This window comes from Streptomyces sp. NBC_00090 (genome assembly GCF_045160815.1).
Classification (GTDB): Bacteria; Actinomycetota; Actinomycetes; order Streptomycetales; family Streptomycetaceae; genus Streptomyces.
In genome coordinates, this window is record NZ_CP108224.1 from 8,827,935 (window position 1) to 8,849,875 (window position 21,941).

The following is a 21,941-nucleotide window of genomic DNA, read 5'->3' on the forward strand; positions in this document are numbered from 1 at the left end:
CCGAATCGAACAGGAGTGGTGGTTGGAGAAGTGTGCGGTCGTCGCCGGGTGGGGTGGGTGTCTTCCGCCGGGATCCGTCTCGAATGACGAATTGGCGACGCGTCTGGACACCTCGCACGAATGGATCCATCGGCGCACCGGCATCTCGGCGCGTCACTGGGTCGACGCTCGGACCAGCACATCCGACCTGGCCGTCGGTGCCGGACTCGCGGCAATGGAATCCTCCGGCTCCAACGCTGCGGATCTCGTCCTGCTGGCCACCACGACCCCGGACCGGCGCTGCCCGGCCACGGCTCCGGACGTCGCGTGGCGCCTCGGGCTCGGGAATGTTCCCGCCCTCGACGTCGGTGCCGTGTGCTCCGGGTTCGTCTACGGCCTGGCGCTGGCCGATGCCCTGATCCGGTCTCAGTCGCGGCAGCGCGTTCTGCTGATCGCCGCGGAGACGTACAGCAGGATCGTCAATCCTGACGACCGGAACACCGCGGTGATCTTCGGTGACGGTGCGGGAGCGGTCCTCCTGCGCGGAGGCACCCTCGACGAGCCGGGCGCTCTGCACAGCGTCCACCTCGGCAGTGACGGCTCCGGTGGTGACCTGATCACAGTGGAAGCCGGCGGGGCTCGTATGCCGCTCTCCGATAGCGGTGTTGCGCCTGAGGAGAAGTACTTCCGCATGAACGGAAAGAAAGTATTCGGGCTTGCCATTCGGCACATGGTCGCTTCGTCGAGGGAAGTCCTTCTGAAGTCCCAATGGGACCCTTCCTCTGTGGACGCTTTCGTCGGTCACCAGGCCAACCAGCGCATTCTCGATGCGGTCGCCGAACGCATGGGAATCGATCCCGGCAAATGTTTCGGAAACATCGGACGCGTCGGCAACACCGCGGCGGCGTCCATTCCCCTGGCCCTGGCCGATGTGTCCGCACGAGGAGTGGTCCGCCCCGGTGCCCGGACGCTGCTGGCCGCTTTCGGAGGCGGCCTCACCTGGGGGGCGGCCACACTCTCCTGGCCGACGGCCACGGCCGTCCACCGCGAACCCGTCCTCGCTGACCGTCCGTTCGCCTCACGACGTCCACCTCATCAACAAGAAGAAGGTACCGATGGACCACGTCTACGCATTCCTCGTCCGCACGCTGACGGAGAAGTTCGAGGTCGCGCCTGAAGCCATCTCCGCCACCGCCACCCTCGGTGAGCTGGATCTGGACTCATTGGAGATCGTCGAGCTGACCGACATCCTCCAGGAGTACTGCGGCACTCCTCTTGAGGAGGACGAGCTCAGGGAGACCTCGACCCTGTCCGACCTGGTGCAGTACGTGGGCTCCCAACCGCAGACCGCCTGATCCCACCCGGCTCGCCGTGCCGCCGAACCGCGGGCCGGGCCTGTTCACGGCCGAGGACGCGGTCGCCGCCGTCTTCGGCTCACCACCCCACCGTCGTGGCCAACGCTAGCTGGTCCGGCCTGACGGCTGCGCGCAAAGGACATGAGGCAATGACACGGGCCGTTCCCGTCGCGATCACCGGCATCGGCCTGGTCACCCCTGCCGGCCTGGGAACGAAGGCTTCCTGGCGACGTCTGCTGTCCGGGTCCCCGACGGCCGGCAAAGACCCCCGCCTGGCAGGTCTGAGCATCGACTTCTCCTGCCGCGTCCGTGATTTCGACACCGCGGCGGATATCGCTCCCGCCCTGACGCGACGCCTCGACCTGAGTGCCCAGTACGCGCTCGTCGCCGCGCGGGAGGCGGTCAGGGACGCCGGGCACGACTGCTCGGTCTGGGACGCCGGCCGCGTGGGCGTCGTCCTCGGTTCAGCCGCCGGAGGCGCCCAGGCCTACGAGCACGAGACCGAGCGCTACCTCGACCGGGGACAGGCCGGTGTGACAGCCGCGTTCCTTCCGAGGTACCTGCCGAACATGGCCGTCGGTCATGTCGCCCAGATCCTCAACGCTCAGGGCCCCAGCCTCCACACGAGCACCGCGTGCGCCTCCGGCACGACGGCCATCGGGCTCGGTGTCTCTCTCCTGCGCTCCGAAGCGTGCGACATCGTCGTCGCAGGCGGCACCGAGGCCTTCACCACCCCCGTCATCACCAGCGCCTTCGCCCGCATGCGAGCCCTGTCGAAACGCGTCGACGATCCGTCCGCCGCCTCACGCCCCTTCGACGCGGACCGCGACGGCTTCGTGATGAGCGAAGGCGCGGGCGTACTCGTCCTGGAACGCGCCGACCAGGCACGCCGCCGAGGCAACCCCGGTTACGCCCACATCGTCGGCTACGGTGCGTCGTCCGACGCCCATCACCCCGTGGCCCCCCACCCCGACGGCCGGGGCGTCCGGGCCGCCATCCTGGCAGCACTCGACGACGCCCGCGCACGCCCGCAGGAAGTCGATCACGTCAACGCGCACGGCACCAGCACACCTGCCAACGACGCGGTGGAGGGCGCGGTACTCGCCGAGCTCTTCCCTCATCACCCGGCGGTGACCGCCTCCAAGGGCGTGGTCGGACACATGATCGGCGCCGCCGGAGCCGTCGAGGCCGCCTTCACTGCTCTCTCCATCAGCCACAGAGTGATCCCGCCCTGCGTGAACCTCGACACCCCCGACCCCTCCATCCGGGTGGACACCGTGCGCGGCGGCGCACGCCACGGCGACATCGCTCTCGCCCTGAGCAACTCCTTCGGCTTCGGCGGACACAACGCCGTCCTGGCCATGCGACCCACGACGTGAAGAGGAGCCGGCCGCTCGATACCGCGCGTGGCAGGCCTGAGTCCGGCGAGGTGCGCTTGCGGCCTACGCCGTGCTGCAGCGGAGCTTCCGCAGCAGGCGCCAGCCCTTGGACGCCGCCGGCGCCTTGATACGCCTTGTCCGCCCAGCATTTGAGTCCTGCTTCGGTGAGGGCTTCGATGATTCCGTGCGTCGCGCGGCGGTCAGGTCGTGAGTCGAGCCGGGCAGAGTCGGCGAGGCCCAGAGCAGCCGCCCGAACGGATCGGTGAGGACCTGGACCGAGGCTGGGGTTCGTCCACTCGGCTCGACCCGCTCATGCATCTGGTCGGCTGCCGGTCGGACCCTCCGCCGTGGTACCCAACCGTAGGTAAGTGTCTGTCTGGCCTGACCCCACGAAGATCGACGAAAAGGCGGCTCCAACACGACTACTGTTTAAAGAAGTTGGTCAAATCAGTGGCACAAGATGGCATCGTCGACCGGGGGACTCATGTCTTCAGCTCCACCTCCCTCTGCACCGACGCCTTCATCGGCTGACCCTTCAGGCGAGGGGGAAGCCGCGACATCTTCTGCGACTGCGGCCCCGTCCGGAACGGACGCGCGGCCCGACGGCGACACTCAGGAGACGGGTGCAGGCTCGCAGGAGCCCGCGTGGTGGCGCTGGACGCTCAGAGCGTTCGCGGCAATCGGCGCCGCCGGGGTGATCGTGGAGTCTCACGGGAAACGCCTTCGCGAAAGGGATATACCTCGACGGGGGAAGGATTTCGATGCCAGGGCATTCGACCTCTCCTTCTTCACCGGGAAGGAAGACTGCGAGTTCGAGGTCGAGGTCAATGTCACGACCAGCACGGGGGATGAGTGGTCGGCCCGCCGCCGCCCCGCCAGCGCCGCCGACGGTGGCCGGTGACCGCCGTGGCCCTCGCCCTGCTGCTACTCGCCGGCGCCGGCGTGTACACCCTCGGTGAGCGCCCAGGACCGGACCGTGCGGGATCGAACAGCGCCGGGCAGGGCGGTGCCGGTTCGGAGAACGGCGCTCCGTCGACCACGGCGCCGCCCACGGCGAGTGCCCGCCCCACCCCTTCGCCAACCCGCATCCCCACCGCCGCGGAGATCGCGCAGCGCCGCATGGCCGGCGAGGCGAGCGCCTGGATCGTCGACGACCGCACCGACCTGCCCCGCCGGAACATCCCGACCGAGGACCTCTGGATCGTCGGCGACACCGCCGTCCAGGCCATCTACACGAGGGTCGTCGCCCACCGGCTCAGCGACGGCGTCCAGTTGTGGAGCGTCGACCTCCCGAAGCCCGTCTGCGAGACCCCGGTCAACGCGACCCCCGACGGCAAGGTCGTCATCGTCCTGCAGAACGTCGAGGCCTGGAGCGGCGTCCGGTGTAATCAGCTCCGGATGATCGACCTGCGCACCGGAAAGGCGGGTTGGCACAAGCAGCTGACCGAGACCGGCGCGGGGGACGACACGATCATCGCCCACTGCGCGATCAGCGCGCTCGAGAAGGCGTACGACCAGGTCCGGGAGATCGACCCGGCCACGGGCAAGGTTCGCTGGCGCTACCGGACGGAGCCGGGCCGGAGGGTTGGTCAGGTGCTCTCTGTCTCACCGGCCGTGATCACTACCGCGCATCGGGAGACCCACGCCGGGGACGGGTGGGTCGTTGTCCTCGGTCCCGACTGCAAGGCCCGCACGACCATCGACCCCCGGCCGAAGGGGTTCAAACACTGCGGCGATTCCATGGACACCAGTGCCAACGCCCAGGCGTGCCGGGAGGCTGTCGTCGGTGGGGGTCTCGTGCTGCTTGGCGGCACTGACCGTGTCGGCGCCTACGACCTCGGCACCGGGAAACTGGTTTGGGGCGTGAAGGCAGGGGGGGGGACCTCGTACGGCTATTTCCCCCTGCGCGTCGGACCGGGAAGGACCGGGCTCGTCCACCGGCTCGGCACGTACAGCGAAGCCGGGCGCGTCTTCCGGGTCGGTCCAGGGGCGTGGACACGGTCAAGGACGTGCTGCGGCTCCCCGTCTCCACCGCGAGGGTCGAGTTCGGGATGGGGGTCGTCGGGGAGAACGCCTACGTGGGCGACCGGCTCGTGATCACGCCCGCCGGTCTGAACGGCGACGACGCCCAGCATGGACCCCGCACGCTCTCCTTCGCTCCCTGACATCGACGCATTATGCCGCCAGCGGTCGTTGAGGGCGGCACCTACTACGACGCACTGCTCCTCTACTTCTTAGTCTGATCCTCGGCTACGTCAGGGCATCTGCCAGAGCAGGACCGAGGTCTTGGCTTCATAGGTGATCGCCATGCCGAGGCCGATCGCCACGGTCTTGCCGTCCGGGCTGACGGCCACCGCCTCGACCTGGTTGGGGCACTCGTAGCTGCCGACTTCCTTCCCCGCGACCGTGTCCCACACCTGGACGGTCGAGCCGGCGCCGGCGACCAGGAGGCGTCCCTCCGGATGGAACGCGAGGGCCGTGGCCCAGCCCTTGACCCGGATGACCTCCGAGCGGGATTCGGTGTTCCACAGCACGATACGATCGCCGTTGTTCCCGTAGGCGAGGAGGCTTCCGTCCGGGCTGAACACGGCCACCTTGGCGTTGCTGCTGTCCTTGACCGTGCCGGTGACCTTGCCCGCGGAGGTCAGGGTCTCAAGGGAGTTCCAACCGCTGATCAGCATTTTACCGTCGCCGCGGAACGCCACAGGGCCGCCGGGTTCGCTCAGGGAGACGGCCGTGTGCTTGCCGGACGGCAGCTCCCAAAGGTGCAGGTCCCACCCGGTGCTCGCGGCAAGCCTCTTACCGTCCGCGCTGATCGCCAGGCCCGTGGGCCAGCCCTCCTGGGTCGGGCCCTTCGCGGTGGGCAGCGTGAACGTGTGCACGATCTTGCCGGTGGTCGTGTCCCAGATGCGGACCTTGTGCTCCTCCGCCCTGGCCAGGAAGCTGAGGTCCCGGCTGAACACCACTTCCTGCCGGTACCTTTGGGCGCCGATGTGGACCGGGCCGCCTGCCCCGGTGCTCGGATTCCAACGCCAGATGGGTTTCTGGTCGGCGCCGTACAGCTGCCGGCCATCCCTGCTGAAGACGAGCGCCCGCCCGCCTTCGAGGCCCTTGAGGAGGATGACCTCTTCGGTTTCGTCCGGCTTCGAAGTACCCGGCGGCGGGCCGGGCTCGTCACCGGCTTCGGACGATCCGCCTGCCTTGTCGTCGTTGCGCAGAAGAATCGGCACCCCGACCGCCGTGGCGGCTGCCGCCGTCCCGAGCCCGGCGAACAGGAGCGTACGCCGCGACAGCCCGCCCGGGCGCGGCCTGGCGCCCGCATCGGCGGTGGTGATCACCGGCCCGAACCCCGGTGGCGGAGTACTAGGGGCCGCGGCAACGGTCGGCGGGTGAGTCACCTGTGGGGACACGGCAGCCGCGGGTGCACCTGCGGGAAGCATGGAGATACGAGGGTCTACCGGGCCGGCTCCCACCGGCCGCGGCCCCACAGCCCCAGCCCCGCCAGCGGCCGCACGTGTCGCGAACCACCCGGGCAGCTCATCCACGGCCGGCCGCGCCTCGGGGTCCTTGGCCAGGCATGCGGTGAGCAGCTCCCGCAGCGCGGCGTCGTCGATGCCGTCGAGCGCGGGCGCCTCGTCCAGGATGCGCTGGACAATCTCGATCAGCGTGGGCGCGTCGAACGGCCCGCGCCCGGTCGCGGCGAATGCGAGTACCGAGCCGAGCGAGAACACATCGCTCGCCGCCCTCGCCCGGTCGGCGCGGATCTGCTCCGGCGACATGTACGAGTAGGTGCCGATGACCGTGCCCGTCGCGGTGAGCGAGCTGGCGTCCACGGCACGGGCGATACCGAAGTCGATAACGCGCGGCCCGTCGCCGGCGATGATCACGTTGCCCGGCTTCAAGTCCCGGTGCACAAGGCCGCACTTGTGGATCGCGGCGAGCGCTTCTGCGAGCCCCGCACCGAGCCGCCGCACGGCAGTGGCATCCAGCGGTCCGTCCTTGGCGACGACTTCATACAGCGTCGGGCCCGGGATGAACGCTGTGACGAGCCACGGGGACGCGGCCTCGGGGTCGGCGTCGACCACCTGCGCGGTGTGGAAGCCGCCCACCCGCCGCGCCGCGTCGATGCCGTGGGTACGGGCGGCGGTCAGGTCGTGAGTGGAGCCGGGGAGCGCGGGCGAAGCCCACAGCAGCCGTCCGAATGGGTCGGTGAGGACTTGGACGTTCATGCCGTGGCGCTTGTGCTTGCCGGAGTAGTACGGGGTGTCGGCGGCGATCCGGTCGATCGGCAGGAGCGTCCCGTCGAGGATGACGAAGGCTAGCCGGCGTGCGGTCCGCATCGCCTCGGCCAGGCTGGGAGCGAGTGCGGCCAGGACCTGTATCGCTTCGCTGACGTAACGGTGGACGGTCGCGATCCCGATGCCGAACGCGGCGGCCGGCTGAGCGTAGGTGTCGCCGCAGCGCAGGTGAGCCAGGACCAGAAGCGCCTGCCGGCTCGGCGTGATGCGACGCCGTCGGGTGCCGATCTTGCGGCGGTGAGCGGCCGGGCACCGGGCATGGTGACGAAGGTGCGCGCTGGACAGATCGATCGTCGATGGGTAAACAAGCACGCGAAGCTCCTGGTCGGCGCGGGTGATCTTGGTCGTGAACCCGTCTACCAGGAGCTTCGTCGTTCACCTCGCGCAGGGTGCCCCAACCTGCCAGCCGCGCCAGCAGGTTGGACAAGGTTCAGTGCCATCTGCCCGAGACCGGGTGGGGCATGCTCAACCTGTCGGGTGGTGTCGTCACCGCAGGCAAGGAGTGGACAGATGACGGCGCGGTGCATGAGGTGCACTCGCTCAAGCGTCGCGCAGCTACCGCGACTCGGCCTGTGCCCATCCCGCCGCAGTTCGTTCGTATCCTCCGCGCACACATCGAACGCTTCGGTGTGGCACCGGACGGTCGGCTGTTCCGGAACCAGGCCGGCAACTACGTGGACCCCGCGGCCTACGGCACGACGTGGGCGCGGCACGGGAGTACGTGCTGACACGCATGGAGCTCACTTCCGGGCTGGCCAAGCGGCCCTACGATCTCCGACACGCAGGCATCTCGTTCTGGCTGTACTCCGGAGTGGACCCGGCCGAATGTGCTCGCCGCGCGGGCCACTCATTGAGCAGTCCATGGAGGAGTGGGACCGCGTCAGCCAGGGTGACCCGCCGGCGGGGTGAGTCGGGGATTCGGTCCGTGACTGGTCCGGAAGTGCTGGTCAGGAGTGGGATGCCGGTGGGATGAACTGGGAGTTTTGGTGTAAACGCGCCCCCTACCTGCGTGGGGCGAGCGAGAGGCGCATGACGGGTAAAAGCCCAGGTCAGGTGCCTCTTTTCGTGCCGCTAGAAGAAGCCGATCTTCTTCGGCGAGTAGGACACCAGCAGATTCTTCGTCTGCTGGTGGTACACGAGCAGCAACCGTGCTGACCAGCGGAAACGGTGTCCTCTGGGATCAGGCCAGTGGCCTGGACCGGATATGGTCCGGATCTTGGTCAACCGGCAGGTGTCACCGGTGCGCCGTGGGGGCCCTGAGTTCGCGGCGGGCGAGGGAGGGCTTGTGGACCTCGTCGGGCTGCCCTGTGGGCGGCCGCCGCCCGCGCCCGCCCCCCCCACATGCCTTCGCCGACGTCGAACCGGCCGACTCGGGGCGGCCACGGTCGCCGTCGTGCTGTGGCTGCCGCTGCGCCGGACGTCCGGCCCGGCTGTCACGACATCCGAAGTCAAGGCCCCCGCACACCGGTTGAGCTGCGGCCAGACGGCCGACCTGATCGGCGTCGTGACCAGACGGTCGTGGCGGGCCCGCCGCGTACCGCTGGTTGCGCAGCGATGGCCACCAGTCCGGCGAGCTGCCCCAGACGCCCGCCGCGGCGACCTCAGTCACTGTCCATCTCCGTTGGACAGTCCGCGGTCCCGGCCTGATCCGGGGCACCGCCCGCCTCAAGGTCCTATGTCCCGCGAGCTCGCCGATCGAGGCCGAGGGCACCTTCAGCCACTCCTGCGCCTGAGGCGAGGGGCGGTCGCACCGCGGAGGTTCAGGGCTGCTCCAGCCGGGCCGCGAGCTCCCCAGGCAGGACGCCCCGGTTTGCCGCAGTGAGGTGCACGACCTCGATGTCGGCACGCCGCCTGAGGGCGTCGGTGAACGGATCGCGTTGCGTGTGGACCGTGGCAACGACGTCGACCTCTGCGACGAAGAGAGCATCGACCGCGCCCCGGAACGCGGTACACGCCAGTTCCATCCGCCCCAGCTCGTCGATGAGCACCAGCCGCCCTGCCGACACCGCCGTCGCCGTCGGCCGCAACGTCGGCAGCGCCAGTCGTTCCATGACGCCCAGGTCGACGCCGTATTTCCCTACCCGCGGCGGACCGGGCAGGTCGACATGGGCGAGCACCTCACGTCGGCCTGCCAGGGTCTCCAGGGCGAAACCGACCCGGACGCCGGATTGCCGGATCTCCTCGGTGGTGAAGCCGGTGACCGGGCGGGCGGGCAGCATCGCGGCCAGCCGGCGGAGGGCGGTTGTCTTGCCCGCGCCAGGGCGGCCCTCGAGCAGGATCCTTGTCGGCACACTGCCATTTTCACCCAGGCCTCCCGAGGGGCCGGGTGGGCTCGGCCGAACGAGGGATTTCGGGGTCCGGACCGGTGCCGACTCCGCCGCCCGCGGGTATGGCGGCGCGCATGAGCGGAATGGAACTCAGCAGCACCGCGTTCGACGACAGAACGGTGATCCCCCGTCGCCACAGCGGGGAGGGAGGGAACATTTCACCGCCCCTGACCTGGTCGGGGGTGCCCCACGAGGCCACGGAGCTGGTGCTCCTGTGCGAGGACCCGGACGCGCCGGGGACGACCTTCCTGCACTGGCTGGTGACCGGCATCGATCCGGGAACCAGGGGGGTGGTGGAGGGCCGGACGCCCCAGGGCGGACGGGCGTGGCCCAACGGATTCGGGCGCGTCGGCTGGGGAGGGCCGATGCCTCCACCGGGTCACGGGAAGCACCGCTACTTCTTCCGCCTGTACGCCCTGTCCGAGGCGCTGCCGTTGCACGACCACCCAGGCGCCGAGGACGTGCACCGTGCACTGAAGGGCAGGGAACTGGCCTCGGGCACTCTGGTCGGGACCTATCAGCGCTGAGGTGAGCGCGTCATCACCGGTGGTGTCACCGCTGGTCGTAGCCGTGGGCGCCGAACCGCCGGACGAACCGGGCCGCGGCGACGGTCCACCTCGTCCTCGGGCGCACGCACGGCCCGCGATCCGGGAAGCACAGCGCGCCGGCGTCAGGACGGGGTCCCGGGGTCGGTGTACCGCAGCAGGGCGCCCACGCCCTCGTACAGTCTCAGCTCGCTCTCCGGTACGACGACCAGTTCGGCACCAGTGCCGACGAGGGCCCTGACGAGGGCCTCGTCGGCGGGCTCCTCATGCGGGGCCCGCACGCCGAAGGACGTCAGCTCCGCCTCGGTCAGAGCGAGCTGAGTGGGCTGCGAGCCTGCCCAGAGCCGCAGCGAGGACCCGGGCGGGCGGTTCAACAACAGTGCCGCCACCTGGCCGCGCTGGAGGGCGGCCACAGTGGCGGCCGGACCCTCCGTCACGGGTCCGTCCAGGGCACGCCGGCCGATGAAGATGCCCACGAGTTCCCGGTCGTGCGCGGCCATGCGGCCGCGGAAGACGCCGTCGAGCTGCGGTTCCAGCAGGGCGCGTCCGGTGTCGGTGGGGGTCCGGCCGCCCACGCGTACGACCTTGTCCCGAAGGGCGTGCGGCAGGCGGCGGACAAGTACGTTGCACGCCCACTCGTCGCCGCCGACGACGACGGCGTCGGCATGGGCGTGCCGCGCCCGTTCGTCCAGCCGATGGCCGAGCCGGAGGGCGGTGCGGTGCCAGGTCGCCACCGCGACCCTGCGATGCAGCCGCTCACCCGGGGTGACGATGGACACGGGCCAGGTGCCGGTCTCCGCCTCCAGCGTCACCCAGCCGTGGGTCTCGGCGGTCGGCAGGCCGCCGTAGTGGACGACAACGGCCATGTAGGGGATCTCCGGAACGTGCTGGGTGACGAGGGGCATCGCGTCCGGCAGGGTGCTGTAGCACGCGGAGTCGTGCTCGGGCGGCCAGGGAAGCTCCCCGTTCAGGACGAGCATGCCGTGGGCGGTGAAGAGGGTCTGCCCGTGCACCCCGGGCACCTCGGTGTCGGTGCCGACCACCTCCTCCAGTACGTTCAGCAGCCCCCGGTCCGCGCCCTGACGGGACAGGCTCTCGCGCAGCCGCCGCCACCGCAGCGCGATCGCCCGCTCGGGATGCTCGATGTTCCGGGAGGTGTCCAGGTACACGGAGACGTACGGGCCCGGCTCTGCGTAGACGGGCTCAAGGAACGACAACCTCATCGCCACTCCTCGTCGATCGTGCCGATGGTCTCCCCACCTTCGATGATGCATGTCCCAGCGGGCGACGGAGCCCGACGAGCGCAGAACGGTGGTGGCACAGCAGTCGCCGATCCAGTCCGGGCATGGCCCCGATCCTGGTCACGGCCGGCACGACATCCGGCTACCACGGCCGCCGCAAGGCGCGCCGCCCCGCGGACAGGGGGCGGTCGAGGGATGACTCACGCGTGGCAGTGACGCTCGATCAGGTCAGGCGGGCGCCCGGGGTGCCGACCACGTCACCCCATCTCGACAGGAGCCCGCACCAGCGAGCCGTACTCGGTCCAGGAGCCGTCGTAGTTCTTGACGTCCGAGTAGCCGAGCAGTTCGTGGAGTGCGAACCAGGTGTGCGAGGAGCGCTCACCGATTCGGCAGTAGGCGATGACCTCACGGTCGGAAGTGATGCCCTTCCCCGCGTAGAGCGCCTTCAGCTCGCCGGCCGACTTGAACGTTCCGTCGTCGTTGGCCGCCTGCGACCAGGGGACATTGGCCGCGCCCGGAATGTGGCCGGGGACCTGGGCCTGCTCCTGCGGCAGGTGAGGGGGTGCCAGCTTCTCGCCCCGGTACTCCTCCGGGGACCGGACGTCGACCATGCGCACCGCGGAACCCACGCTCTTCAGCACTTCGACGCGCAGCGCGCGGAACTGCGGGTTCTCCTCGCCCGTCACCGTGAAGTCGGTGCGCTCGTGGTCCGTGACCCACTGCGTCATCCCGCGGCTCTCCAGCTCCCACTTCTTCCGGCCGCCGTCGAGCAGCTTCACCTTGTCGAAGCCGCGCAGCCGCAGGATCCAGTAGGCATACGCCGCGAACCAGTTGTTGTTGCCTCCGTACAGGATCACGGTGGTGTCCTGGTCGACGCCGGCCTCGGCAAGGAGCCGCCCGAGCGTGTCGCGGTCCAGGTAGTCCCGGCCCACGGCGGTGTGCAGGTCCGTGGTCCAGTTCCAGCCCACGGAGCCCGGGATGTGGCCCTGCTCGTACGCGGTGGTGTCCTCGTCCACGTCGATGACGCGCACTGCCGCGTCGTCGAGGTGTGCGGCCAGCCACTCGGTGTCCACCAGTGTCTCCGGATGTGCATAGCCGTTGCCGTTGCCACCCATGGCCTTGTCCTTCCTTCCTCGTCACGCATGTGCCATCAGGTCCCGCACGCCACCCCTGATCACCGCCGTCACGGGGATGCCCGCCTGATCGAGGAGACTCGCAGCGATGGTGGCCCGGCGGCCGCTCCCGCAGACCGTCCATATCTCGCGGTCCCGGGGCATCTCGCCCAGTTTTCCGGGCAGTTCGGCGAGAGGCACGGCGAGCGTGCCCGGAATCCCGCCCTCCGGGCGCTCCGGGCGTACGTCGAGCACCCGCCTCTCGGCAATGTGCCCGGCCAGCTCGGACGCGTCCGCGGTACGGAAGGCACGCAGGGGGCGGCCGGCGGCGGCCCAGGCGTCCGTACCATCCGGCAGATACCCCGCGACGTTCTCGTATCCGATCCGCAGCAGCTGGAGCACCGCCTCGTCGGCCGCCTCCTCGGCGGGCTCCGGCAGCACAAGGACCAGGCGCGTACCGAACGGTACGACCTCGCCGACCAGGCTCGCGAAGCGTTCGTCCAGCTCGTCGCAGAGCGAGCCGGGCAGATGGGCGGCGGCGAACGTGCTGCGCTCGCGACCGTCGACGATCTGTGCGCCACTCCCGACCAGACCTTCCACCATGGCCGGCGTGAGCGGCCGGAGCATGGGCGGGCCGCCGAGTACGTCCGGCCCGGACCGGTTGATCCCCGCCATGTATCGGTAGTAGGCGGGGTACGGCGGCAGGTCCGCCATCCGCCCGCTGACGAACTCCTCCTCGTCCTGGGTGGTCAGGGCGGGGTTGGTGCGCCGCTCGGCGCCCATGACGGTCGTCCTGGCCCCCGACGCCGGCCCGGCCGCGCAGGAGCTGCCCGCTCCGTGCGTCGGCAGAACCCGCGTGGCGTCCGGCAGAAGCGCCAGTCGTCGAAGCGAACGGAACTGGGCCCGGGCGAGCTCCTCCGTGCGGTCCGCGCCGGACAGGTCGGTGCGGCCGGCAGAGCCGACGAGGAGGCTGCCTCCGGTGAAGGCGGCCGTCGGCGGCTGCCGTATGTCGTCGAAGACGAGATACGAGGTGTGCTCGGCGGTGTGCCCGGGCGTCTCCATCGCCCGCACGGTCACGTCGCCGAAGGAGATCTCGTCCTCGTCCGCCAGCCCCAGATGATCGAACGCGTACACGGCGCGGGCCGGGCCCGCCACCGTGGCGCCGGTCGCCGCGCGGACCTCCAGAGCCCCGGAGACGTAGTCGTTGTGCACGTGCGTCTCCAGGACGTACCGGATCCGCACGCCCCTGGAGGCACAGGACTCCATCAGCCCCCAGCTGTCCCGCTGCGGGTCGACCAGCGCGGCCTCGTCGCCGCTGACGAGGAGATAGCTGGTGTCACCGAGCGACGCGGTAGTCATGATCTCGATCTCGCTCATGCCCTCTCCTGAACCCCTCACACGACGACCACCTCGACATACGCCACGGGGTTGCAGCCGTAGCCGCCGGCGTTCCACGGCGTCCGAAGCGGCTGGGTGTCGCCGTGCTCGTCCGTCGCACGGGCCAGCAGCCGGTACGGGCCGGGCCGGCGGGGCGTCCACCGGTACGACCAGCCGGTCCAGGCATACGGCCCGGACGACGGCTCGAGCACGGCGTCGTGCCACTCTTCGTCGCCGAGCGGGCCTTCGTCCCCGTGGTCGTCCTCACCGCTGTGACCGTCCGCTTCCTCGTATGCGGCCCGCACCTCGACCCGCCGCACGGGAACCCCGCCGCCCGACCAGGCCCGGCCTCGTACCAGGGTCTCGTGGCCGCGGCGTACCGCCGAGTCCGGCTCGGGGGTGGTGATGAAGGACTTGACCTGCACGGTCGTCACGGGTCCGTCCGGGGTGCCGCGCGACGCGCGATAGACGTATTCCTCGACCTGGAAGACCCCGCTGAAGGGCTTCGTCACGGCCCGCGCCTCGACCAGCCACTTCACGTCGGCGACCGCGTACCGCCCGGGGACCACCAGCCGGAGCGGCGCCCCGTGCTCGGGCGCGAGCGGCTCGCCGTTCATGTGGGTGGCGAGGAGGGTGTCCGGGTGGAGGGCCACGGCGAGCGGGAGGCTCCGCTCGAAGGCCGCCCGGCGGCCGTGCACGGTGCCGGAGTCGGCTCCGGCGAAGACGATCTCCGCGGCTGCCCGGTCGATCCGGGCCAGGGCGGCAAGGCGCTGGAAGGGCACCCCTGCGAAGTGCGCGCATCCGACGGCCCTCTGTCCCCATGGCAGACCTGGCGGCCGGGGTGACATCTGGCTGCGACCGTTCCCCGCGCATTCCAGTACGACGTCGAACTCCCGGCTCTCCATGGTGAGCAGCTCGTCGTAGCCGATGTCGAACGGCTCGGCCACGGCCCCGCGGAGCCGCAGCCGCCACCGACGGGGTGTCGTCCGCGGGATGCCGAAGTGATCGCGCACGAAAAGAGCGCCTGCCGGGGTGACCGGATCGGCAAGCGCGGCCGACGGCGTCTGTGCGTTGTACGGATCGGCTGTGACCGTCTCGGGTGCCCAGACCGTCGCGCCGGGCCCGCGGAGTATGGGCCATGTGGTCACGGCGACCCCTTCCGTCGGGCTCTAGCCGGGCACGACGCGGGTTGCCTTCAGTTTACGTCCGGGACTCGGTTCGCGTGAGTTCTCCCGCGATGTCCAGAGGGGGCAAGGCCCCTCTGTCGGTACGCCGCGCCCCTGGTAACACTTGGGAGATCTCATGTCCGTTCGAATGGCCGCGGTGGGTCACGGTGACGTGCCGCAGCCATCAAGTCCCGCGTCGTGATCACGAGGTTTCGCCATGAGTTCAGTCAGTTGCCCACGAGTGTCGCGAAGGTGCCGGACCGTGGGGCGGCCAGTACGTCGGACTCGATGTCGTCGCCGATCATCAACGTCTCCGACGCGCCGGCGCCGAGGTGGGCGAGGGCGCTGGCGAAGAACGCGGGAGCCGGCTTGCCCGTCACCTCCGCCTCGGTGCGGGCGGCCCTCTCCAGCCCTTCGAGGAAGGCCCCGGTGTCCAGGTCGAGGCCGCCTTCGGTGCGCCGGTACAGATTGCGGTGCATCGACACCAGCCGGGCCCCGCCCTGCAGTTGCCGGAAGACCCGGTTGAGAGCCTCGTAGCCGAATTCGGCCCCGGCGCCGCCGAGCACGACGACGTCGGCGTCACCCTCCTCGACGAGCGTGACGCCCGTCAGATCGTCCCGTACGTCTCCGCTGTTGAGCAGAAGGCAGCGCGCGCCGGGGAAGTGCTCGCGCAGATACGCGGCCGTGGCCGCCGGGGCGGTCAGAATGTCTCCCGCATCGACAGGGAAGCCGGGTCGGCCAGACGTGAGGCGATGGCGGCCCTGGTGCGGGATGTGTTGTTGGTGACGAGCGCGAGGTGGAGCCCCGCGCCGCGCAGCTGCTCCATGGCCGACACCGCTCCCGGCAGGGCCTTCCAGGAGACGGTGAGGACGCCGTCGATGTCGACCAGGACCGCTCGGATTCGCTCCATGGAGCCGACGGTAGCCGTGGTGCCGGGCACCCGCGCCTCACCTGCGTCGACGACGCCGTACGTCACTCCACCTGGGCGGTACGTGCGAGGGCGTCCCGGGCCGCTCCTTCGGCCGTGGAGCGGTCTTCCGGGACCAGGCCGATGCGGGTGCGGCGGTCGAGGAGGTCGGAGGTGTCGAGAGCGCCTTCGTGGCGGACGGCCCACAACAGTTCGGCGCCCGTGACGGGGTGGCCGGGTACAACGGGCCGGGCGAGTGCGGGGTCTTCGAGACCGAGCGCATGAACGGCGGATGCTTCGGAGCCGTAGCGGTGCACGAGACGGGGCGCGACGCCGAGCCCGGCGAGGATCTGTGGCCGGGCGGCGCCGACGAGGGGGACAGAGGCGGTACGGCACGGGCCGGCGGTCAGGCCCCCGGCGGCCACGGCGGCGTCGACGGCGTCCTGGGCCATGCGGCGATAGGTGGTCAGCTTGCCGCCGACGACGGTGACGACACCGGAGGGAGAGGTGAGCACGGCGTGCTTGCGCGAGATGTCGGCGGTGCGGCCCGCCGCGTCCCGGGTGTCGAGCAGGGGCCGCAGGCCGGCGAAGGCCCCGACCACGTCGGCGCGCTGGACGGTGACGTCCAGTGCGGAGCCGAGTACGTCGAGGAGGAAGCCGATGTCGGTCTCGGGGACCTCCGGCACGTCGGGGATGTCGCCGTCGACGGGTTCGTCGGTGAGGCCGACGTAGACGCGTCCGTCGCCCTGGGGCAGGACCAGGACGAAGCGGTTCGTCTCGCCGGGGATCGGGATGTGCAGCCCCGCGGAGAGCTGGCCGAGGTCCTCGGAGCGCAGGACGAGATGAGTGCCGCGCGAAGGCCGCAGGCGTACGTCGTCGACGAGGCCGCCCGCCCAGACGCCGGCTGCGTTGACGACCGTACGTGCGCGGATCCGCAGCTCCTGGCCGGTGGTCTCGTCGCGGACCAGCGCGCCGTCGCGGTGAAGTTCCAGGGCCCTGGTGCGGGTGAGGACACGGGCGCCGTAGGCCGCCGCCGTGCGGGCGATCGCGGTCACCAGTCGCGCGTCGTCGCAGAGTCGGCCGTCCCAGGAGAGCAGTCCGCCGCGCAGCCCGGTGGGGCGTAGGGCCGGGGCGAGATGACGGGTCTCGACGGCGGACAGCGTGCGCGGCTGGGGCAGCGTGCTTCGCGAGGTGCGGGCGCCGACGCGCAGCAGGTCGCCCGCGAGGAATCCGGCGCGGGCGAGGGCGGCCTGGCCGCGGCTGACGAGCGGGGTGAGGGGCAGGACGAAGGGCTGCGCGCGGACGAGGTGGGGGGCGGTGCGTTCCATGAGGATGCCGCGCTCGACCGCGCTCTCGTGGGCGACGTCGAGCTGTCCGGACGCGAGGTAGCGCAGTCCGCCGTGGATCAGCTTGGAGCTCCAGCGGGACGTGCCGAAGGCGAGGTCGTGGGCATCGATCGCGGCGACGGTGAGCCCGCGGGTAGCCGCGTCGAGCGCGGCTCCGGCCCCGGTGGCACCGAGCCCGACCACCAGTACATCGACCACGCTGTCGGCATCGCCGTCGGCGAGCCGGCCCAGTTCGCGCAGGCGCCGCCGGGCGTTGAGGGAGGAGCCGGGCAGGGCGGGGCTGGTCGTGGGGTTCATGGGGCGATGGTCCTCTCCAGCAGGGTGCGCAGCTCGTCGAGGAAGGCGGCTTCGCTCAGTTCGGGATCGGTGTCGTCGGTCATGGTGCGCAGCGAGAGCGTGAAGGACTGGACGACGAGCAGAAGGGACCGGGCCTGCAGGTCCGCCCGGACGCGGCGCACGGAGCCGTCCTCGTGGCCGTCCTCGAGCGCCGTGTGAAGGAGCCCGAGCAGGGCGTCCTGGCTGGCGCCCCGGCGGTCGAGGATGTAGGGCAGCAGCAGCTCGGGGTCGACATCGATGATCTTGTGGAAGAGCGGGTGGGCCCGGAACGCCGCGGCTCCCGCGACGAGCCCTTCGACGATCCGCTCCCGTTCGGGCCGGTCGTCGTCGGAGGGCGGCATGGCGCCGGCGGCGACGCCGATCCACTCACGGGTCATCAGGTCACCCACCAGGCTGCGCACGTCGGGCCAGCGCCGGTAGATCGTCATCCGGGACACGCCCGCGCGGCGGGCGATATCGGTGAGGGTGGTTCGCCGTACGCCGACGGCGAGCACGCAGTCGCGTGCGGCGTCGAGCACGGGATCTGCGTCTTCATGGTTGTGACGAATGGGCGTCATCTGTCACAGTGTAATGCCAGCGTCGGCGGAGTGGCAGCGCCATCCGTGAAACAGACCGTTAGGAATCCTTTCGAATGGACATGTTGTGGAGCGGTTGGGGCGACCCGGCCAAGGCGGCACCCCTGCCCGACTCGGTCACCGGCCTGCTGCGTGACCTGCTCGGTGTCACCCCGCGTGAGAGTGGCCCGACCGCCCTCACCGACATCGAACCGCCCGCCCCGGCGCTGCCCGACGAGGCCCGCACCGCGCTGCGGGCGGCCGTCGGCGCGCCCGACGGCCTGCGGGAGGACGCCGAGAGCCGCATCCGGCACACCCGCGGAAAGTCGACCCCCGACCTGCTGCGCATCCGCGCCGGCGAGGTCGACGACATCCCCGCCGCGGTCGTGCTGCCGGGCAACCACGACGAGGTCCTCGCCGTGCTCCGCTCCTGCGCCGAACACGGCGTCGCCGCCGTGCCCTTCGGCGGCGGAACCTCCGTCGTCGGCGGCCTCGCGCCCACCACGAAGCGGCCGTTCGTCGCGCTCGACCTGCGGCGGCTCGACCAGCTGCTCGCCGTCGACGAGGTGTCCCGCACCGCGACACTGCAGCCCGGTCTGCGCGGCCCGCAGTGCGAGGCGCTGCTCAACGAGCGGGGCTGGACCCTCGGACACTTCCCGCAGTCCTTCGAATGGGCGACCGTCGGCGGCTTCGCCGCGGCCCGCTCCAGCGGCCAGGCATCGGCCGGATACGGCCGCTTCGACGAGATGGTCCTCGGTCTGACGGTCGCCACCCCCGAAGGCACCCTGGAGACCGGCCGGGCCCCGCGCTCGGCGGCCGGCCCCGACCTGCGCCAGCTGATCCTCGGATCCGAGGGCGCCCTCGGAGTGATCACGGCGGTGACCGTGCGCATCCGTCCGCTCCCCTCGAAGCGGATCTACGAGGGCTGGCGCTTCGCCTCCTTCGAGGCCGGCACGGCGGCACTGCGCCGTCTGGCCCAGGACGGCCCGCGGCCCACGGTGCTGCGGCTGTCGGACGAGTCGGAGACCTTCATCGGTCTCGCGCAGCCGGACGCCATCGGCAGCGCCGAACTCCCGCAGAACCCGGGCTGCATGGCCATCGTCGGCTACGAGGGCACCGAAGAGGAGGCGATGGACCGCCGCGCCGTCGCCCGCGAGGTCCTCCTCGCCTGCGACGGCGAGCTCATCGGTGAGGAGCCCGGCGACCGTTGGGAGCACGGCCGATACAACGCGCCCTACCTGCGGGACGCGCTGCTCGACGCCGGCGCGTTCGCCGAGACGCTGGAGACGGCGGCCTTCTGGTCAGCCATCCCCGGCCTCTACACGGCCGTGCGGGACGCGCTGACGAGCACCCTCACCGAGGCCGGCACGCCGCCGCTCGTCATGTGCCACATCTCGCATACGTACGAGAACGGCGCCTCCCTGTACTTCACCGTCGTCTCCGCACAGGGGGAGGACGCCGTCGCGCACTGGGAACCGGTGAAGCGGGCGGCCAACGACGTGATCCTGGCCGCGGGCGGCACCATCAGCCACCACCACGGAGTCGGCACCGACCATCGCGACTGGTACGCCCGAGAGATCGGCCCCCTCGGCATGCGCATGCTGCAGGCTGTCAAGGCCGAGGTCGACCCTTCCGGCGTGCTCAGCCCCGGAGTCCTCATCCCCGTCCGCTGAACCCTACTTCTGCCGCCCGGAGGCCAGATCCATGCGACAGTTCACCGCAGTCGTCAACCCCACCGCAGGGGGTTCCAGCGGCACGGCGGGTCTGCTCCCGCTGGCCCGTCTGCTGCGGGAGGCGGGTGCGAGGCTCGACACCGTCTACAGCCGCAGCCTGGAGCACGCACGAGAGCTCGCCCAGGACGCCGGAGGACAGGGGCACGTCGTGCTCGCCGTGGGCGGTGACGGGATGGCCGGCTGCGTCGGGGGTGCCCTCAGCGGTACGGACACGGTCTTCGGCCTGGTCCCGGCGGGGCGGGGCAACGACTTCGCGCGCGCCCTGGGTCTCCCCACGGACGCCCAACGGCTCGTCGAGATACTGCTCCACGGCGAGCCGCGGGCAGTCGACACGATCGAGGTGGAGTCCGCCGTGCACGCGCGGACCTGCGTCCTCGGAAGTGTGTACGCGGGCGTCGACGCGGTGGCCAACCGCCACGCCAACGACTCCCGCGTGCTGCGCGGCGCGGCGTCGTACTACGCGGGCGGCCTGCGGGCGGTCCTCGCCTGGAAGCCCGCCACGTACCGCGTCACGATCGATGGGGTGAGGCACGGGCGCACCGGCTACACCGTGGTCGTGGCGAACTCGGGTTTCTACGGCTTCGGGAGAAACGTCGCACCGGGCGCGCGTATCGACGACGGGCTGCTTGACGTCGTGGTCATCAAGAAGGCACCGAAACGCCTCTTCTTCGCCATGATGAACGAGCTGAAGACGGGCGTGCACGTGAACCGACCCGAGGTCGAGATCCTGCGAGGCAAGGAGATCCACATCGAAGCGGACCGCCCTCTCCCGTACGGCGCGGACGGTGAGGTCGACGCGGCCCTGCCGGTGACCCTCAGGGTGCGGCCCGCCGCTCTGAACGTCCTGGCCTGACCAGGACGTCCGTCGGTACATCGGGGAACACCACCTGACTTCGGCTGCCATCGAGCTGCGACTCCGTATCGAATATGCAGCCCAGGCGTCCAGCAGCGGTGGGGTCACCGAACGCCGTCGGCCGGGTCCGTGGGTGACCGCGTGCCGCACCGTCGCCGGGGTGGCCTTCGGGAAGGCCGAGAGGAGGAGGGCGACCGTACCCGCGACGAAGGGCGCGGCGGCGCTCGTGCCGCTCAGGATGAGGGGGGTGGCCGTCGAGGCCCAGGCCCGGGACGCGGTCGCCGGGGGCGCCGACTCCGTGGCGGCCGATGGACACGCCCCGGTTGGACTGAGGCATGGGGTGCCCGGCGCGGTCGTAGGCGATCACCGGGATGACCCACGGGTGGTCGGTGAGTACGGTGGAGCCCACCCGGCCCTGGTTCCCGGCCGCGACCACGACGATCACGCCCCGGTCGGCGGTGCCGACGCCGTCGCGGCGACGGCGTCGATGGGCGCGGCGGTTGTTTGGTTCGTGACTGTCGGTCAGGCCCGCGGGGCGCGTGGCTCCAGCCGGAACTCGAAGCCGAGGGTGCCGGGGTCGAGTGCGGTCGCGCCGCCGTCGACGGTGAGCACCGCACCGTTCACGAACGAGGCGGCGGGCGACAGCAGCCAGGCGATGGCCTCCGCGACCTCTTGCGGCTCACCGGGCCGGCCGGCGGGCAGGACCCGGGTCACCTCCTCGTACGCCGCTTCCAGACCGTTCCCGTCCAGGCCCGCCTCGTCGGCGAACCGGTTCATTCGGCGGTCCGCCATGTCGGTGCGTACCCAGCTTGGGCACACGGTGTTGGCGCGCAACCCCGCGCCCCCGTAGTCGACCGCGAGTGAGCGGCACAGCTGGAGCAGCGCCGCTTTGGAGGTGGCGTAGGCGGCGTTCCCGACGCCGTTGCGCAGGGCGGACACCGAGGCCACCGCGACCACCGCGCCGCGGGCGTCGAGCAGGTGCGGGAGCGCGGCGCGCAGCAGCAGGAACGGACCGGTGAGGTTGGTCCGCATGACCTCGTCCCAGTCCTCCAGGGTCACCTCTCCCACCCCGCCGCCCCGCCCGATGCCGGCGTTGAGCACCAGACCGTCGAGCCGCCCGTACGTGCCGACCACCGTCTCGACCAGCGAAACCACCGCGGCGGGGTCCCCGATGTCCGACGGTACGGGCAGGGCGCCGGTCTCCTCGGCGACCAGCCGCAGCGGTTCGGGGCGGCGTCCGGACACCGCCACCTTGTGTCCCGCCCGGGCCAATGACTGCGCGGTCGCCGCCCCGATCCCCGTTCCGCCCCCGGTCACCAGGTACACACGCTCGTCCGCCATGTCCGCCGCCTCTCCCGTGTCTCGTCCGCCGTCCCCCGTCCCGGTGATCTTAGGCGCGCGCCGCTCCGGGGCCGGGCTGGCCGGCGAACCAC

16 protein-coding genes and 4 pseudogenes are annotated in these 21,941 nt (G+C 71.0%); 7 read left to right on the forward strand and 13 right to left on the reverse strand.

Annotated elements, in window-relative coordinates; translation table 11 throughout:
• Positions 1-91 precede the first annotated feature (91 nt).
• The 3 genes from OG361_RS39055 (at position 92) to OG361_RS39065 (ending at position 2,713) form a co-directional block, all read left to right on the forward strand.
• Positions 92-1,156, forward strand: a complete 1,065-nt coding sequence (locus OG361_RS39055; protein ID WP_405861358.1) for a beta-ketoacyl-ACP synthase III — start codon at positions 92-94, stop codon at positions 1,154-1,156.
• Positions 1,095-1,334: an acyl carrier protein gene (locus tag OG361_RS39060; RefSeq protein WP_405861360.1), complete on the forward strand. Its 240-nt coding sequence runs from the start codon at positions 1,095-1,097 to the stop codon at positions 1,332-1,334. Before OG361_RS39055 ends, OG361_RS39060 begins: the two co-directional genes overlap by 62 nt.
• A gap of 149 nt (positions 1,335-1,483) precedes the next feature.
• Positions 1,484-2,713, forward strand: a complete 1,230-nt coding sequence (locus OG361_RS39065) for a beta-ketoacyl-[acyl-carrier-protein] synthase family protein (protein ID WP_405861362.1) — start codon at positions 1,484-1,486, stop codon at positions 2,711-2,713.
• 63 nt (positions 2,714-2,776) lie between these two features.
• On the opposite strand, the pseudogene OG361_RS39070 reads toward OG361_RS39065, so the two are convergent.
• A pseudogene (locus OG361_RS39070) lies at positions 2,777-2,992 on the reverse strand (transposase family protein); the annotation flags it as partial.
• A gap of 618 nt (positions 2,993-3,610) precedes the next feature.
• Here OG361_RS39070 and OG361_RS39075 point away from each other — a divergent pair.
• Complete coding sequence (locus tag OG361_RS39075; RefSeq protein WP_405861364.1) at positions 3,611-4,810, forward strand: PQQ-binding-like beta-propeller repeat protein; 1,200 nt, start codon at positions 3,611-3,613, stop codon at positions 4,808-4,810.
• Between the two features lie 158 nt (positions 4,811-4,968).
• Here OG361_RS39075 and OG361_RS39080 read toward each other — a convergent pair whose 3' ends face one another.
• The 3 genes and pseudogenes from OG361_RS39080 to OG361_RS39090 form a co-directional block, all read right to left on the reverse strand.
• Positions 4,969-6,822: a protein kinase domain-containing protein gene (locus tag OG361_RS39080; protein WP_405862674.1), complete on the reverse strand. Its 1,854-nt coding sequence runs from the start codon at positions 6,820-6,822 to the stop codon at positions 4,969-4,971.
• Positions 6,817-7,323, reverse strand: a pseudogene (locus OG361_RS39085) (transposase family protein); the annotation flags it as partial. The gene OG361_RS39080 and the pseudogene OG361_RS39085, both read right to left, overlap by 6 nt.
• Positions 7,324-8,771: 1,448 nt before the next feature.
• The gene (locus OG361_RS39090) at positions 8,772-9,302 is read right to left on the reverse strand and encodes a nucleoside-triphosphatase (RefSeq protein ID WP_405861366.1); all 531 of its coding nucleotides are present in this window, start codon (positions 9,300-9,302) and stop codon (positions 8,772-8,774) included.
• A gap of 110 nt (positions 9,303-9,412) precedes the next feature.
• Between OG361_RS39090 and OG361_RS39095 the strand changes: the two genes are divergently transcribed.
• A complete protein-coding gene (locus OG361_RS39095; RefSeq protein ID WP_405861368.1) occupies positions 9,413-9,865 on the forward strand; it encodes a YbhB/YbcL family Raf kinase inhibitor-like protein in 453 nt (150 codons plus the stop codon).
• Between the two features lie 143 nt (positions 9,866-10,008).
• On the opposite strand, the gene OG361_RS39100 is transcribed toward OG361_RS39095, so the two are convergent.
• From OG361_RS39100 to OG361_RS39130, 7 genes and pseudogenes are all read right to left on the reverse strand, one after another.
• Entirely contained in the window at positions 10,009-11,106 is a 1,098-nt protein-coding gene (locus tag OG361_RS39100; RefSeq protein WP_405861370.1) for a hypothetical protein, read from the reverse strand.
• A 275-nt stretch (positions 11,107-11,381) separates the two neighbouring features.
• Positions 11,382-12,239, reverse strand: a complete 858-nt coding sequence (locus OG361_RS39105; protein WP_405861372.1) for a sulfurtransferase — start codon at positions 12,237-12,239, stop codon at positions 11,382-11,384.
• Positions 12,240-12,260: 21 nt separating this feature from the next.
• Positions 12,261-13,613, reverse strand: a complete 1,353-nt coding sequence (locus OG361_RS39110; RefSeq protein ID WP_405861374.1) for a rhodanese-like domain-containing protein — start codon at positions 13,611-13,613, stop codon at positions 12,261-12,263.
• Between the two features lie 17 nt (positions 13,614-13,630).
• The gene (locus OG361_RS39115) at positions 13,631-14,761 is read right to left on the reverse strand and encodes a molybdopterin-dependent oxidoreductase (RefSeq protein ID WP_405861376.1); all 1,131 of its coding nucleotides are present in this window, start codon (positions 14,759-14,761) and stop codon (positions 13,631-13,633) included.
• A 254-nt stretch (positions 14,762-15,015) separates the two neighbouring features.
• A pseudogene (locus OG361_RS39120) lies at positions 15,016-15,689 on the reverse strand (HAD-IIA family hydrolase); the annotation flags it as partial.
• A gap of 62 nt (positions 15,690-15,751) precedes the next feature.
• Positions 15,752-17,329, reverse strand: a complete 1,578-nt coding sequence (locus OG361_RS39125; protein WP_405861378.1) for a glycerol-3-phosphate dehydrogenase/oxidase — start codon at positions 17,327-17,329, stop codon at positions 15,752-15,754.
• The gene (locus tag OG361_RS39130) at positions 17,326-17,925 is read right to left on the reverse strand and encodes a TetR/AcrR family transcriptional regulator (RefSeq protein ID WP_405861380.1); all 600 of its coding nucleotides are present in this window, start codon (positions 17,923-17,925) and stop codon (positions 17,326-17,328) included. The genes OG361_RS39125 and OG361_RS39130 overlap by 4 nt, the downstream gene beginning before the upstream one ends.
• A gap of 74 nt (positions 17,926-17,999) precedes the next feature.
• On the opposite strand from OG361_RS39130, the gene OG361_RS39135 reads away from it, so the two are divergent.
• Positions 18,000-19,595 carry an FAD-binding oxidoreductase gene (locus OG361_RS39135; RefSeq protein WP_405861382.1) on the forward strand — a complete coding sequence of 532 codons (1,596 nt, stop codon included), beginning with the start codon at positions 18,000-18,002 and terminating at the stop codon, positions 19,593-19,595.
• A 31-nt stretch (positions 19,596-19,626) separates the two neighbouring features.
• Positions 19,627-20,508, forward strand: coding sequence for a diacylglycerol/lipid kinase family protein (locus OG361_RS39140; protein WP_405861384.1), 882 nt, complete (start codon positions 19,627-19,629; stop codon positions 20,506-20,508).
• 180 nt (positions 20,509-20,688) lie between these two features.
• Here the strand turns inward: OG361_RS39140 and OG361_RS39145 are convergent.
• Together OG361_RS39145 and OG361_RS39150 are read right to left on the reverse strand one after the other, a co-directional pair.
• A pseudogene (locus OG361_RS39145) lies at positions 20,689-20,748 on the reverse strand (hypothetical protein); the annotation flags it as partial.
• A gap of 282 nt (positions 20,749-21,030) precedes the next feature.
• On the reverse strand, positions 21,031-21,849 hold the full coding sequence (locus OG361_RS39150) for an SDR family NAD(P)-dependent oxidoreductase (protein WP_405861386.1): 819 nt from the start codon (positions 21,847-21,849) through the stop codon (positions 21,031-21,033).
• Positions 21,850-21,941: the final 92 nt, after the last annotated feature.